The sequence below is a fragment of the Chryseobacterium sp. MMO-72 genome, from assembly GCF_037146035.1.
In the GTDB taxonomy this organism is placed as follows: Bacteria; Bacteroidota; Bacteroidia; order Flavobacteriales; family Weeksellaceae; genus Chryseobacterium; species Chryseobacterium indicum.
Map to the genome: position 1 here is coordinate 10,762 of NZ_JBBCWG010000021.1, position 15,526 is coordinate 26,287.

Here is a 15,526-nt window from a genome sequence, read left to right on the forward strand (position 1 = left end):
ATTAAAATATTCTGATTATTTACTCCCTGATTTTACAGAATCTGTTTTTATTTCAGTTTGCTCAGCCGTTTGTTTTTTATCTTTTTTCTTCTTTTTAAATATAGAATTAAAACTCTTAGACCAGACAATACCTGCTCCGTATGCCTGATTCGCAGTTCCGTTTGATCCGGCTCCGTTTACCATTCCGATGTTCGAAGGTTTGGAATATCCCCTTAACAGAAGACTTCCGTCATTTTTCTTGGAAATATCGTACTCTATCGTCCCTTCTCCGGAAAGATAATTAACGTCTGTATTTTCAGTTTTCGTGAGTGGAATTCCCAATCCTGTTTTTACTTTTACTCTTGGTGAAAGCGCAAAACTAACTCCTGCATTTGCACGGTCTCCTACATTGGAATACTGATCTCCTTTTACATAATTCAGGTCGATCTGGAATTCGTTGCTCATGGTATTTAAAACAGATCCCAATTGTTTTAATAACAAATTGTATCCCTGTGTTTCTGCAAGATCTGCCGCATTTACATTCACTCCGCCGGTGTCGGAAACATTAAAAGAGCTTAAAAGTAAAACAGATCCAAACTGTAAAACTTTTTCACCTTCCTGGCTCATTTTTGAAGCCAACGTTTCTTTAATCTGGCTGGAAACATCCAACGCAGTCACGTCAAGATCAATTTTAGGATCAACCAGCGATTGGGTAATATTCGCCTGAAGCAGAATACTGATAGGCTGTAGACTCCCCATATTCAGATATTTACCCGCGTTGGAAACCATTCTTACATAGTTTGCAGTAATATCTAAAGCTGGCTTCATCGCATCTCCATCCCAACGGATGCTGCTTCCTTTCTCAATCTGGAACGTTTTGTTAAGAATCGCTTTGGAAACAAAAGTTCCGTTATCTACTTTATATGTTCCGTTCATGGCGATATTTCCCTGTCGGTTCATCTGGAAGCGAAGCTTTTCGGCAGCTCCTTTTACCATAATATTTCCGACATCGTCTCCAATAAGAACATTTACGGTTGTCCCTTTATCTACATCCAGAGCAAGATCAATATTCATGTTCGCTCCGGATTTTTTCTTTTCATCCAAAGTAACCAGACCGTCTTTTCCTTCCTTCAGAAATCTCAGCATCTTAAATTCTTCCACATTAGAAGTAGAGCCTGAGTTGAATGTAAATGTACTTCCGCTTAAAGCTTTCATGTTAGGTGTGGAAATACTTAAACCGGAAACAGGTCCGTCTACGTATAAATCTCCCTGCCCGTAAACTCTTCCCCAGAATAAATCCAGATCTTTCTGGGTAGTATTCAGCATTAATAAATTATCGGCTCTCATCACGAGGTTGACTCCCATTGATGAAAGGGTCTCAAACTGAATTGCACCGGAAATATTTCCTTTTGAATTGGTTCTTCCGTCATGAACCTCAACGCTGTTAAGAATCGCTAAACCTTTGGTTAAAGGAATTACAGTATCATCAAAAGAATAATCAACACCTGTAAACAAGAGTTTCAGACCGAATCCTTTAAGTGCAATATCTCCGCTGTAATCCAGATTGCTGAATTTTCCTGAAATTTTAAGGTCTCCGGTTGCTTTTCCTCTCAGATTTCCAAAAACTGAAGTCACGAACTGCTGGGCAAAGGCTACATCAAAATCGCGCATTTCAGCGGTAAGATCAATGATTGGCGACTCAGTATTATTATTTACCGTTCCGGTTACATGAAGACTGTTGTTTCCGATAATTCCTGCGGAATTTACTTTGATATCTACATCGTATACATTCAGGGAATAACTGTTGGTTGCAGAAATTGTGATATCTCCCATATCGTTTCCGTTCATCATGATATCATCAATCGTCATATCCACCAAAGGCTGCAGCGTGTTTTTGTCCATTTTAATTTTCACACTTCCGTTTGCAAGACCTTTAATGTTCATAGAATTTCCTCCTGCCTGCATTTCCAGCAGCTTTTCGATGGCAAAATTATCCACTTCCGCATCTACATAAAAATCCTTGGCAGATTTAAACTGGGCATCTTTTATAAACAATGCACTGTTGTCTGAAAAAATCCGGAGATTCTGAATATCAAAATCGCCTTCTTTTTTACGGTAAGTGATGGAATGATTAAGTTCCGGACTGGTATCAATAGCCCATGTTACATCATTAAACTTCACCTCAGTTGGTTCAAATCTGAAAACAAAATCACCTCCTGCATTGGTAGACTGATTGACGTTGATCGCGTATTCTTTCAGATTGTCATCAAGCTCATCTTCAGGACTTCCGTGTTTAAATTTTGTTGCGAGATGAAGAATGGTATTATCTTCATTTCTTCCGCTTAACGTAATATCTTTAAGGACATTTTTATTGTATAAAACCCTGTTGATTTTAGCATAAATCTGCTCATTAAGATTCGCGGTATTGATTCTTACCATAACGCTGTCTACCATTGCGCTGTCCCTGGTAATTTTATCTCTTTCGTTAATTTTATACTCGGGATTCGCAGCAGCCAAAGCTTTGTCTGCTTCTGTAATCTCCTGAGTTTTCGTCATGATATATTTCAGTGAAGCCGCATCAAGATTCAGGATCAGGTTATTGGAGTTTCCGTCGTACTGCCCTTCCACTTTTGCACCCTGCGGAATTTTAAGATCCGGTAAGAAATAGCTTACCAAACCTTGCTGAACATCAAAATTCATGGCAAAGCTCTGTCCTCGGTATATTTTTCTTGGTGCAGGTCCCACAAGAATTTTATTGAGTCCGTTTTCTACCATTCCCGCAAGATCGCCAAGATTGTATCGTCCTGAAATTTTTCCGTTCACTGCTCCCGGAGCATCCACAGCAATAACTCTGCCTCCGTTTTCCACAAAGGTTTTCACTTTTGCATTCGGGATGGAGTATTTCTGGGTTGCCGTTGCAAAATTAATTCCTCTGGCTTCTACATCCAGCGCTAAATCGTTAATGGAAGACATAGCCATTTTACCAGTCACCTTTCCGCTTACAATCTGGTTTCCGGGTTTATTGGTAAAATAATTCATGTTCAGGTAATTTACATCAGCATTCACATCCATTGAAATTCGTGGAGTGCTGAAATCAATTAATCCTTTTATGGTTGCTTTTGCCTGTTCATCATTCACGGTGATGAGTCCGTTGTATTTTTTATGATCCAATAATCCGTCGAGATACAGATTATTGATTTCCTTGTTCATGATCTCTATGCTGGAAATCTGTGATTTAGTTGTAAGTTTCATCGTATTCACATCAAAACTCTGCCCATTGATGTTGAACTTCCCAGAAATTAATCCTACGGATTTGTTTTTTGTAATCACGGAAGTATTAAGATCTTTTACTTCGGCTATTCCGGCATATTTCGGCATCGGAGAGCTGTATTCCGTTAAAGAAAAATTTGTGATTTTTGCCTGCCCGATTCCCGTCATCAGATTTCCGTTTGCAACGTAAACGCGATTCGGATTTACACTTGCGGTTCCGTTATATTTTAATTTTCCGAAATCATCCGCGAAGTTTTTCATTTTTTTAGCGATGAATGAAGGCATCATCGCTTTCAGATCCTTATAGGTAAAGTCTGCGGAAAGATCATTGGTTTCAATTAAAAAGTTTCCTTTCAGTAGTTTATTCACCTTCATTTTTTTGGTGGCAATATTTACATCAGGATTTCGGATGAGAAAATTATCCAGCTTAAAATCATTCAGCGGACCCGTCATTTTCCCTGAAATATTGAAAGGTTTAAAATTATCCCAGTTGGTCACAAAATAACTGATATCATATCCGCTTAACTGGCTTCCCTGTTTTAAGTTCATGTCCCATTTTACTTTATCTGCAAAATCTGCCCATGAACCGTCATTGTGAAGGTTAAATTTAATATCTCCCTGTAAAAGCGAGTGATCTGTATTTAAAGTAAGGTCTTTCAGGAAAAGATATTCCGGCGTCATGGAAAGTTCGGTAGAAAAAGTATCCACAAAATGAGATTTTCCCCATCTTGTTGTGGTGAAAGACATATTATTAATTATTCCAGAAATATTTCTTCCGTTTACTTTTACATTGGGAGCAATCAGGTTAAAGTTAGTTGCCGTTAACCACTTCCCTTTTTCGCCCGGAGAATTCAGGTTAACGATGGAAACTTTAGAATCCAGAATCTGCAGTCTCGAGTCCAGCTGAAACGGAGGTTTATTGGGGTTTCTCTTTTTGCCGCTGTCAAACAGCTTGGTAAAACGGATGAAGTTTGAAATACTGTCGCCTTTGTATGTAATCACTTTTACATCTGCATTTTTTAACGTAAGAGAATTGAAACTCAGCGAATTATTTTTAGTGATATTCGAGGCTAAAGAAAGCCAGTTGGAATTAGCAATAAATTCTTTGGACTGAATAAAATCGTATCCTTTATAATCTTTGATCTTTAATCCTTTGATTTTTACATTTCCGAAAAAATTAACCTCAACACTTTCGGTTGACATTTGTGCTTTAAAGTCGCGGTTAACAATTTGTAACGCCTGATCTGCTGCCCACTGTTTTGTGGAAGGAAGATTAATAATTATAAAAATGGCTGCCACCAAAGCTAAACCCAGCCAGAAGAGAATCAATAGAAGTTTTGCCCACCATGAATAACTTGTAACGTCTTTTACCGCCTGTTTTCCAAACTCTTCAGCCGTTTCAATGGGATGATTAATTGCATCTGAAGCGAGTTCGGATGCTTCTTTAACTGTTTCTTTTACAACACCTTCCGCATTTTCAACAGCTTTCTGTACCTGATTACCTAAGTTACCAGCTACTGATTTTTTGTTCTCATTCTCGTTATTATTCTCTAACTTTGCCATTATTATGAGCGACTCTATAATTTTAGGTATTGAATCGTCCTGCGACGATACATCAGCAGCTATCATCAAGGGAAATTCTATTCTTTCGAATATTGCAGCGAATCAGGCGATCCATAAAGAATATGGCGGTGTGGTTCCTGAGCTGGCTTCGCGTGCGCATCAGCAAAATATTATCCCCGTTGTTGAAAAATCCTTAACCAAAGCAAATATACAACAAAATGCAATTTCTGCGATAGGATTTACACGCGGACCGGGACTTTTAGGTTCTCTTCTTGTGGGAACGTCATTTGCTAAGTCTTTGGCAATGAGTTTGGATGTTCCGCTTATTGAGGTAAACCATCTCCAGGCGCACATTTTAGCCCATTTCATCGAGGATGCAAATCCTGTGCCGCCAAAGTTCCCTTTTTTATGTCTTACCGTGAGCGGCGGACATACGATGATTGTTCTGGTGAAAGATTATTTCGATATGGAAATTATCGGGAAAACTACTGATGATGCAGCAGGAGAAGCATTTGATAAAATCGGGAAGATATTCGACCTTGATTATCCGGCAGGTCCTATTATAGACAGACTGGCTAAAGAAGGAAATCCGGATGCTTTTACATTCAATAAACCTAAATTAGAAAATTACGATTATTCGTTCAGCGGAATTAAGACTTCTGTGCTGTATTTTATTCAGAAAGAGGTAAAAAAAGATCCCGATTTTATTAAAAATAACATGAATGATCTTTGCGCTTCGGTACAGAAAACGATTATTGAAATTCTGATGAAAAAACTGGAAAAGGCAGCCAAAGATTTAAATATTAATGAAGTGGCGATTGCAGGAGGAGTTTCGGCAAATTCGGCTTTGAGAACGGCGATGCAGGACAATCATGAAAAACTGGGCTGGAATATTTACATTCCGAAATTTGAATATACTACGGATAATGCTGCGATGATTGCGATGGTTGCTCAGTTAAAATTTGAGCGGGGAGAATTTACTGATCTGAGAACTTCAGCAACCGCAAAATACGATTTATGAAAATACTGTTAGAGGAAAAAATACTTGGCAAACATTCTAAGAAAAACTCCAAATATTACTGGATCTTAGAAACGGTGACGGGAAAAAATGAAGCATCGGAGTATTTCGCCGATTATTTTCCGGCAAGCTCAGAAACGGGATATGTTCAGAATATCAAGGAAGAAATTATTGAACAGATCAATGCAGAAAATGTTTTCAGTTTTGAATATAAACCGAAAGAAGGAGATTATTTATCCATCAAAAATAATTTAAGAAAAAACGAATATCTGAATTTGATTTTCATGAATAATAAATGGATTGAGGAAATTTACACCTGTTCCTACAGAGATTGTGAAGGCGATATTTATACAACGATAAAAACAGGAGTGGCATTTTTAAGCGAAAATGAAACTTATTTTTAATAGTCAGTTAGAAAATTCAGGCAGATTCTAAATATTTAAATATGAAACTTTTTTACGGCGAAATTGAAGGAAATGTGGTAACGATTAACGATGAAGAACAACAACACATTGTAAAAGTTCTTCGGATGAAAAACGGTGAAGCCATTCATGTAACAGACGGAAAAGGAAATCTTGCCTCCGGAAAACTGACGATTGAAGGTAAAAAAGCCCATATTGAAGTAGATGAGATTAAAAATAATCTTCCTAATTTCAGTCCGAAACTTCATATTGCAATTGCTCCGACGAAAAATATTGACCGCATTGAATTCTTCGTTGAAAAAGCAGTGGAGATGGGAATTTCCGAAATTACTTTTCTCCAAACGGAAAAAACAGAGCGTAAAAATATCAATCTCGATAAAATTAAAAAGCAGGCAATTGCTGCATCCAAACAGAGTTTAAGATTTCATTTTCCCATTATTAACGATGTAAAAAAAATTCAGGATTTTCTTAAAAATATTGATCCTGAACATACGTTTGTTGCGCACTGCCACGAGAATTTAGAAAGAACGGAACTCAATAAGATTCCCGGATTGCAAAATATCACTTTTCTGATTGGCCCTGAAGGCGATTTTTCGGAAAAAGAGATTTCTTTTTTAGCTGAAAATAATATCAAAGCAGTTTCTTTGGGAAATCAGAGACTGAGAACAGAGACCGCCGGAATTTTTGTTGCCGCGTGGAATTATAATCAGATGATTTAGAAACCATTATCTTCATCTTCCTGATAATGGATCATGGTTAGCTTTTTATGCTTCCACTCATATACTTTATAGTAATAGTTTACCGGACCGACATGATAAGTTGATGTAATTGCTTTATTTTTTTTATCAACTACAGGATTAATGATCGTATCCATTGGCTTGTAATAATCGTACTTTTTAGTTTTTTTATTGTACAGCCAGAAACTTGATGAAGACCAGTAATTTCCCACCTGATTTATAACTTCCAAATCCTTAAATCCATCAAAATTTACATCCTGACTTACATTAAAATAAGCTTCAGACTCATTTAAAACAGAAACCGTATCAAAAATAATTCTCTGATGAAGTTTCTTCTGATGAAAAATATCAATTGATTTAAAATTGATTCCATCATTAATATTCTGTCTTCCTTTTAATGTATAAGAATATCCGTTTCCGGTTAAGGTTTTTGAAAAGGAAACCGTTGTAGTATCTTCAGGTTCTTCTTCAATGAGATTTTGTGAAAAAGTATCAACATCAATTTTAGCTTGAGGTATATTATCAGTCTTTTTATTGCAGCCTATCACTATCAGAACTGCGAAAAGCACCGTTAATCTCATAATTCAAGATCATTATCCTTCAAATATTTATCAAAAATCTGCTGTCCGCTTCTGATGGAGTTTACTGCCCAACGGATTTTCATCCTTAAGAGTTTTTCTTCATTCAGTTTATAATCAATATCAGATTTTAATAATTTCTGCTTCAGTTCATACATACAAATAGAAGCGGCTACGGAAACATTGAAACTTCGGGTAAAACCATACATCGGAATTGCCAGCGTTTCGTCGGCAAAATCCAGAATTTCCTGAGAAACACCTTCCATTTCGGTTCCGAAAACCAAAGCAATGGGTTCTGTAATTTCGTATTCGGGCAGCATTTTAGCATTATTCTCCAGCGAAACCGCAACAATTTTATAGCCTCTGTCTTTTATGTTTTGGAAAGACTCCATGCTTCTCGGCATTTTTTCCACTTCTACCCACGTATCTGCGCCTTTTGTAACGCGAAGATTGGGTTCAAAACTGTATTCTTCCTGCAAGGCCACCACTTTATGAAAACCGCACGCTTCCACAGAACGTACAATTGCGGCTGCATTCCTGAACTGATAGACATCTTCTACGACCGGAAGAATAAAATCTGAACTTTCCGGCGCAAAATGCTCAATTTTACTTAATCTTTCCTCCGTTAAAAACTGCTTTAAATACTCAAAAGTTTGCTGTAAATCTTTCATTCATTTTCAAATCTTTGCAAATTAACGTAAATTTGAGGAATCCTGCGAATGGAGGATAAAAATCTAAGAAAAGTCCTGTATGAAAAGAAAAGTCCTGTTGATATACACCGGTGGAACGATCGGAATGGAGAAAGATTATGAAAGCGGAAGCCTCCGTGCGTTTGATTTCGGAAATATTTTCGAAAAAATGCCAGAAATGAAGCTGATGGAATGTGAAGTTTTTGTTCATCCTTTTGAAAAACCGCTGGATTCTTCCGACATGGGACCTGAAGAATGGAAAATTATCGCTCATTATATTCAGAAAAATTATCACCAGTTTGACGGATTTTTAATTCTGCATGGTACAGACACGATGTCTTACACCGCTTCCGCATTAAGTTTTATGCTGAAAGGATTGAAAAAACCGGTTATTTTAACGGGCTCCCAACTTCCGATCGGAGATTTACGAACCGATGCGAAAGAAAATCTTCTCACGAGTCTTTATTATGCAAGTTTGTATGAAAATGACGAAGCGGTTATTCAGGAAGTAGCCATTTATTTTGAATATAAACTGTTGAGAGGAAACCGCACTTTGAAATATTCTGCGGAGTATTTTGATGCCTATGCAAGTCCGAACTACCCTATTCTCGGGCAATCCGGAGTACATTTAAATATTATCAAAGATAATCTTTACCGCTGTGATCCGGATATTGAATTTCATGTAGACGATCATATTTCGGAAGATGTTATTTTCTGGAGAATTTTTCCGGGGATGAATCTGAATCATTTTAAAGAAATTCCAAAAATGAAGGTTCTTATTCTTCAGGTTTTTGGCTCGGGAACTATTTTCAGCAGTGAAAAAACGGTGGAAACATTGCAGCAGATCCGGGATAACGGAACTGAAATCGTGGTGGTAAGTCAGTGTATTTCAGGCGGAATATCATTTGGAAAGTATGAAAACAGCAATATTTTTTCAAGAATCGGAGCCATCAGCGGAACGGATATTACTGCCGAAAGTGCGATTACTAAAGCAATGCATTTAATAGACAACCCAAATTACACAGGAAACTTCGCTGAAAACTTCTCCAAAAGCCTTTGTGGAGAAATTTCCGGATAAAATTGCATTTTGAGTTTGCAGATTCCGGAAAATAGTCTATTTTTGCAGTCTCGAATAAAGAAAGGTGTCCGAGTGGTTGAAGGAGCTACCCTGGAAAGGTAGTATACGGGTAACTGTATCGAGGGTTCGAATCCCTTCCTTTCTGCAGATAAAAAGTCTTAGGTTTCACCTGAGACTTTTTTGTTTTAACACTCTTCGTATTATCAAAAGCCTGATCCTTTTTTTATTGTATTTACCAAAGATTAACCGTATTGCTTTCTTTTGCGACTTTAATGGTTACCTTTGAAATTGGCTTAAACATTAAGAAATAAACGTAATAATATGTATATTGCATTTTACGCAGTGCGTAAATTTGGATATTAAAAGAAATTTAAAACGCAGAATCAGGAAATAATGAGTGAATTTTCAGGGTATGAAAAAATGCCTAATAGTTTAAAAAAGCTGGGACTGAATGAACATGATTTTTCCCAAATGGAAAAATTAAAATGGGTTGTAACGGAAAAAGTACATGGTGCAAACTTTAGCTTTGTGTATGATAATGGTAGTCTAAAATTTGCAAAAAGAAAAGAATATCTCAATTGGACAGATGATTTTTTCGGCTTCCAGTTGGTTGTAAACAAATTAGAAGATAATATTTTGCGTCTTTTTGAACATTTAAGCCACGAAATAGAGGGTGAGAAATACATTATTTACGGAGAGCTTTTTGGCGGCAAATATCCTCATCCTGAAGTAAGTGCCATAAATGACTTACAGGCAATTCAGACCGGAGTATACTATACACCGGACATTGAGTTTTGCGCTTTTGATATTGCTATTGAGAACAATGGTTCAAATTCTAAATATTATCTGGATTATGAAAGTTCACTCGCTTATTTTAATCAATTTAAAATATTTCATGCAAGACCTTTATTGATTGGAAAATTCAATGAAGCAATGAATTTCAATATCAGAATCAACTCGACTATTCCAAAAGAATTTAACCTTCCGGATCTGCAAGATAATTTAATCGAAGGGGTGGTTATAAAACCTTATAATCAAACAGATAACACTTTATTATCAAGACCAATCGTTAAATTAAAAAATCCTGAATTTGATGAAGAGGATAAATTTCATGAAGCTCAAAAATGGTCATTCATTCCGGATGTTTCTTCTAAAACAGAAGATTTGTCTTTTATTCTAGAAGAATTGAGAAATTATATTACACAGAACAGGTTAAATAGTGCCATCTCTAAAATAGGAACATTAGATATGAATAATCCACTTCGGGTTTCTGAGATCAAAACGGAATTTCTGGAAGATGTAATAACAGATTTTAACGAAAATAATAATATCTGGAATGATTTATCTTCTAGCGAACAAGAGTGGATTATAGAAAGAGTCAGCTCTGAAATAAATAAAATGATAGCTTCTACCAACAACAGTTTTTAGAAATTAGGTTTTAACGCTTATTTAAAGTTTGCCTGAATTTTTGATTTTCAGTGGTTAAAATTTAAGACCTGAAATTATTAGTTCTGCACACGAAAAATATAAGAAAATTTTGATAATTGGTTGAGGCAATATCGTGAAGCTGAATAAAAAAACAACCATCAAACAATAAAAAATCCCAGTTTTTCAACCGGGATTTTCTGTTTGAAAAAGTACCAACTAATTTCAAACTACAATTTAGCTATATGAATGTTTTGGTGTTTTGGTTAATTGCACATCGTTAAAAACTGATGGCTCATCTGTACTTTAAATTTCGCTTCTGATTTCAGTTTTGAATAGATCATGCTTTCAAAAGCCTGCACTTCTTTTAATTTCTGATCAATACATTCTGCGATCTGAACAACGGAAAACAGAAAATCTCTGTATACCGCAATATTTACCGTTTGTCCGTGAACCGGAAGATAAGCTTTCAGAAAAGGAATTGTCGCCTGATGTTGGTTGTAATTCACACAATATCCCGCTCCTTCACGCGAAGTGATGATTTCAAAATCGTTGATAAAATCCAGTACATTTTTACCTTCCTTGATGTTATTTTTAGACAAGTATCTGTTGATTTTATCCAAAATATGCTGTGCATATTCCATCATCGTAACGGTTTTCCATTCGAACTGATGATTGATTTTTTTTGAATTTCTGGCAGGCTTTCCATTTTCACAGGTAGTGCAGAAAGAAATCCCGATTTTATCGTGATAAGGAAAAAAGCAGTCTTTAATCTGTAGGGAAGCATCCGCCTGAATTCTGTCGTTGGCAAAGTTGTAATACAAAAAAGGACTGTAGAGATCCGAAAGTGCTTTCAGATAGTCGGTTTCACTTGTATTCTGATATTCCTCAAACCATTTTTCAAGGTTGTCGTAATAGGTATTTTCAAATTCGTTAAAACTTAGATATAATGGCAGTTCCATAACTTCGTAATTTTGATAAGACAAAGCTATTGCAGTAATGCGACAAAACTCGACGTGTTATTTTTTAGTTTTGAAATTTTTTTGAATTGATGATTTTGGATTGATGTAATAAAGTGGATAGGATCTAAAATACCTCAACTGATTCGCGTTCAGGATAAGACTAATTTTTATTTCTGATTTTATCCCATTCTTTAATGGCAGGATCCAAATATTGTATATCAGGATTATTATAAAGAGAATCTTCCTTATATTTTTGAATAAAGTAATCCCAATCAGGGTTCCCTTTTAATGGCGGAAACATCATGTATCTAATACCTCCTTTATAATATTTTTCTTTTTCAAAATTCCTTCCTAAGGATGTTTTTTGAATTACTTTGTAAGAAGCAAAATAAATTAAAGGTAAAAATAATGGTAAAATTATATAGATCTTAGGAAAATGATCCAATCCTCTTCCAATAATTATCAATAAAAAAATATAAGGAACCAATTGAAAAACATATGAATCGGATACATTGTGTTTTATACAAAAAATTAAAAAGGGAATAATGCCTACAAGTATATAATCACCATAGGTTTTATTTTTTAAGCCCCAGAATAAAAATACAGAAAAAAACAGAAAATTGTATATAAAAAAGACGATATTTCTTATAATACTTTTAAAAATAATTGATGGATCAAAATTAAAAAGAGAACTTTCATAGGAATTATCTGTAAAAATAGCTATAAAAGTCTGATGCCCCATAAATACCGGAATTAATAAAACTGAAAATAAAAGAATCGGTATTAACCCTCCATAAATAATATGTTTTTTTAAGATAGAGAAATTTCTAAAAATGAAATAAAAATAAAGAAATAAAAAAAGAATCGTCTGAATATGTATCAAAAAAAGGATACCTAATAAAACAGACAAATAATAAAAATATTTAATTTCTTTTCTCTGATTAAATTTAAATAAATTGATGAGAAATAAAATTACAAACAGTAAATAAAATGTATAAACTTCTGTTATGATTGCCTGCCTCCAAAATGTAAATGAAAGTCCTAAAATCATTATACATATGAAAGAAGATTTGGAAGAAACTTCTAATATTATTAATAATTTTCTCAGATATAATAAAGACAATATCGCTGATAGGATACTTACTGAAACAAACAGAAAATGTATTTTTATAAAAGGAAATATTTTATGAAGCAGTGATAATAGATTGGAAAACAGCAGGTGATTAGTTGCATTCGAAGAAAAATCGAACCCCTTATATCCTTGTAATGTAAAAGCCAGACTATCACCAAGTGCAGGATCTTTAGCTATTGAAAATATGTATATAATTCCTATAAATAGTAAGAAAATAATATCGTAAAGATTGTGTTTTATTTTTATTGAGTTCATAATTATTCAAAATTTATTAATACGAGTTTATCTTAATGCATGACAAGATTCTTAGTATTGTTAATTAATAATCAAAAGTACAAAACCTAGTACAGTATTTATAATAGATATATAAGTAAATGAATCCTAAATTATCCTATTTCTAATCTTTACATCCAAACAAATAAATTTTATAATCTATTGATTATCAATGTTTTTATTATTTTCCTGTCAATTCCTCTCTTCTTTTCTTAATAAAATCCGTCGGACGAATTCCGTTGATTTCGTAGAAAAGATCAGAAAAGTTCTGTCTGGAAGCTATTCCGCATTCTTTTGCGAGGGTTTCGATGCTGTACTTCAGATATTTTTTATCTTCAAAAAGCAGATTGGTAATGTAATTGATTCTGAGTTCGCTTAAATATTTATTGAAATTTGCCTTTTTATATTCGTTAATCACTTGTGAGAGGTAGTTTGAATTAGTACCTAGTTGGGCGGCTAATTTGCCAATGGTTAAGCCTTTTTGTGTAAAACCTTTTTTATCTTCAAATGTTTTAAGTTTTTTCAGAAGCTCTTCAACTTTATTCTCTGTAATCGTCAGCTTTTTTTCTTCAATCTGTGGAACAACTTCTTTTATTTCATCCGCCTCTTCTTTCTTATGGCTTGCCATAAATTTCTTTTCCACCATAATATATTTTTTCTGAATTTCATTAGATTTTTTATGCCTTCTGGTAAGCAGAATAACCAGACCGATTCCCCAGATAATCAAAACGATAATAATAACAGTTCCGAGATAATTTATTTTCTGAAGTTTATTTTTTTCTTCCAGTAAGGTATTGGTGTCATAATCTTTATGAATTTTCGGAGACAGATAAATGAAATCTTTGGACATGATGCTGTCTGCACGAAGTAACTGACTTGTATAATATAACTGAAGTTCCTGATTTTTCTCTTTTTTGGAATAATCGATCAGGAGTTCGTAATTTTCTCTCAGCTCCGGAAGAATAAACTGATGTTTCTGAAAAATAGAATCAATTTTTTTAAAATAAACAATAGATTGTCTGGTCTTTTTAAGCCCTGAAAAACTTTTCCCGATATAGAAATAGCTTACCGAAAGTCTTGCAAAATCGCGGCTTTCTTTAATAACGGGCAGCGATTGATTAAAATCTTTTAAAGCTTCCTGAAATTGATTTTTTTTATATTCTGAAATTCCTTTGGCTAAAATAAAATAACCTTTCTCTAAAGCATATTCCGGATTATCCCCTACTTCAGAAAGACCAGTCTGTATTGCTTCATCTGCTTCTCCGTCTTTCCCGAGATTCCGATAACAGATAATAAGCTGATGAAGGCTGTTGAAATATCCTTTACTATTATTGTAAATTTCGTTGGGATGAAGTTTTGTTATTTCTTTCGCTTTCTCTCTGTAATAAACCAGACATTTTGTAAAAAGCTGTGAAGCGTCTTCATAGTAGCCGAGATAACTTTTTACAACCCCGATATGATAAAGATTCTGATACTTCAGATATTCATTTTTAGTATTTTTTGAATATTTGTATGCTTCCAGATATTCGTTAAGAGCGAGTTGAAATTTTTTATAATGATAATAATAAATAACGCCTTTATCAATATGGGAGACAATTTTAAGATCATCATCATTCGTTTTATTGGCGGCCCAGATCATGCTGTCCGCATATTTCAGTTTATTCTCGTTTAAGGAAGAAAAATAAACGGCATCTTTATAGCCCTGAACCAGCTTTTGGTAATTCTTCTCCTTTTTTGCCATATCAATATACGGCTTAATAAACGGAAATGCTTTCGTATCATTTTCGGGAAAGTCTTCATATTTCAGCCTAAGCTTATAATAATCGCTGTAACTTTCCTGAGATAATACTAAACTAAAAAACCCGAAAAAAAGAATAAAAAATAATTTTTTTTTCACCCTGTTAAATAATCCTGTGTGTTAAGTCCTCAAAAGTACACAAAATAGATCATTTTTTATCAAAGATTAATGAATTAAAACAGGGTATAGTATTATTTCTACTTTACAAATTTACAAATTGAAAATCAGGTAATTAATAAATAAAAAGACAGCAATGGCATTGTCTTAATTTATGAATAATGACCACATTTGTTTTTTTATTTCACCATAAGGTTATAATTTCGAACCAGAAAATCAAAGAAAAATAAAATTAGTTAAGCCGTTTATAAATTTATTGAATAGAAAGGAAGCACTAAAAAAGCACAAAGATAAATTTTGAAAAGCTAATAAACATGATTCTATTCATAAATCTTACCACCTTCCTTAACAGGAGAAATTACTTTTTTGGAAGGCTGGTTTTTTTAAAATTTAATTTTTTTTTTAAAACTAATAACCATTTTTTTTAAAAAAGATAATAACCGTGAAGAAATAAATTAGTCCTGTGTCTTACAGGTAAATTGGGA

11 protein-coding genes and 1 tRNA gene are annotated in these 15,526 nt (G+C 34.3%); 6 read left to right on the top strand and 6 right to left on the bottom strand.

Annotated elements, in window-relative coordinates; translation table 11 throughout:
• Window positions 1-15: 15 nt before the first annotated feature.
• A complete protein-coding gene (locus WFH39_RS20040) occupies window positions 16-4,812 on the bottom strand; it encodes a translocation/assembly module TamB (RefSeq protein WP_336691199.1) in 4,797 nt (1,598 codons plus the stop codon).
• Between the two features lie 4 nt (window positions 4,813-4,816).
• On the opposite strand from WFH39_RS20040, the gene tsaD reads away from it, so the two are divergent.
• From tsaD to WFH39_RS20055, 3 genes are read left to right on the top strand one after another with little or no spacing between them, the layout of a single operon-like run.
• Window positions 4,817-5,833, top strand: a complete 1,017-nt coding sequence (tsaD, locus tag WFH39_RS20045) for a tRNA (adenosine(37)-N6)-threonylcarbamoyltransferase complex transferase subunit TsaD (protein ID WP_336691200.1) — start codon at window positions 4,817-4,819, stop codon at window positions 5,831-5,833.
• Complete coding sequence (locus WFH39_RS20050) at window positions 5,830-6,234, top strand: hypothetical protein (RefSeq protein WP_336691201.1); 405 nt, start codon at window positions 5,830-5,832, stop codon at window positions 6,232-6,234. Before tsaD ends, WFH39_RS20050 begins: the two co-directional genes overlap by 4 nt.
• Before the next feature lie 41 nt (window positions 6,235-6,275).
• Window positions 6,276-6,971, top strand: coding sequence for an RsmE family RNA methyltransferase (locus WFH39_RS20055; RefSeq protein WP_336691202.1), 696 nt, complete (start codon window positions 6,276-6,278; stop codon window positions 6,969-6,971).
• Here WFH39_RS20055 and WFH39_RS20060 read toward each other — a convergent pair.
• Both WFH39_RS20060 and WFH39_RS20065 read right to left on the bottom strand, forming a co-directional pair.
• A complete protein-coding gene (locus tag WFH39_RS20060) occupies window positions 6,968-7,570 on the bottom strand; it encodes an XAC2610-related protein (protein WP_336691203.1) in 603 nt (200 codons plus the stop codon). The two genes, WFH39_RS20055 and WFH39_RS20060, sit on opposite strands and share 4 nt — an antisense overlap.
• Window positions 7,567-8,238, bottom strand: coding sequence for a TrmH family RNA methyltransferase (locus WFH39_RS20065; RefSeq protein WP_336691204.1), 672 nt, complete (start codon window positions 8,236-8,238; stop codon window positions 7,567-7,569). Before WFH39_RS20065 ends, WFH39_RS20060 begins: the two co-directional genes overlap by 4 nt.
• Window positions 8,239-8,317: 79 nt before the next feature.
• Here WFH39_RS20065 and WFH39_RS20070 point away from each other — a divergent pair, with 79 nt between their 5' ends.
• The 3 genes from WFH39_RS20070 to WFH39_RS20080 all read left to right on the top strand — a co-directional run bounded on the left by WFH39_RS20070 (window position 8,318) and on the right by WFH39_RS20080 (window position 10,762).
• On the top strand, window positions 8,318-9,334 hold the full coding sequence (locus tag WFH39_RS20070) for an asparaginase (protein ID WP_336691205.1): 1,017 nt from the start codon (window positions 8,318-8,320) through the stop codon (window positions 9,332-9,334).
• Between the two features lie 58 nt (window positions 9,335-9,392).
• Window positions 9,393-9,479: transfer RNA gene (locus tag WFH39_RS20075), tRNA-Ser, on the top strand.
• 248 nt (window positions 9,480-9,727) lie between these two features.
• Window positions 9,728-10,762 (top strand): RNA ligase family protein, encoded by a 1,035-nt coding sequence (locus WFH39_RS20080; RefSeq protein WP_336691206.1) that lies wholly within the window; start codon window positions 9,728-9,730, stop codon window positions 10,760-10,762.
• Window positions 10,763-11,025: 263 nt separating this feature from the next.
• On the opposite strand, the gene WFH39_RS20085 is transcribed toward WFH39_RS20080, so the two are convergent.
• From WFH39_RS20085 to WFH39_RS20095, 3 genes are all read right to left on the bottom strand, one after another.
• Complete coding sequence (locus WFH39_RS20085; RefSeq protein WP_336691207.1) at window positions 11,026-11,721, bottom strand: hypothetical protein; 696 nt, start codon at window positions 11,719-11,721, stop codon at window positions 11,026-11,028.
• 160 nt (window positions 11,722-11,881) lie between these two features.
• Window positions 11,882-13,108 (bottom strand): hypothetical protein, encoded by a 1,227-nt coding sequence (locus tag WFH39_RS20090; protein WP_336691208.1) that lies wholly within the window; start codon window positions 13,106-13,108, stop codon window positions 11,882-11,884.
• Window positions 13,109-13,307: 199 nt separating this feature from the next.
• Window positions 13,308-15,023, bottom strand: coding sequence for an AraC family transcriptional regulator (locus tag WFH39_RS20095; protein WP_336691209.1), 1,716 nt, complete (start codon window positions 15,021-15,023; stop codon window positions 13,308-13,310).
• Window positions 15,024-15,526: the final 503 nt, after the last annotated feature.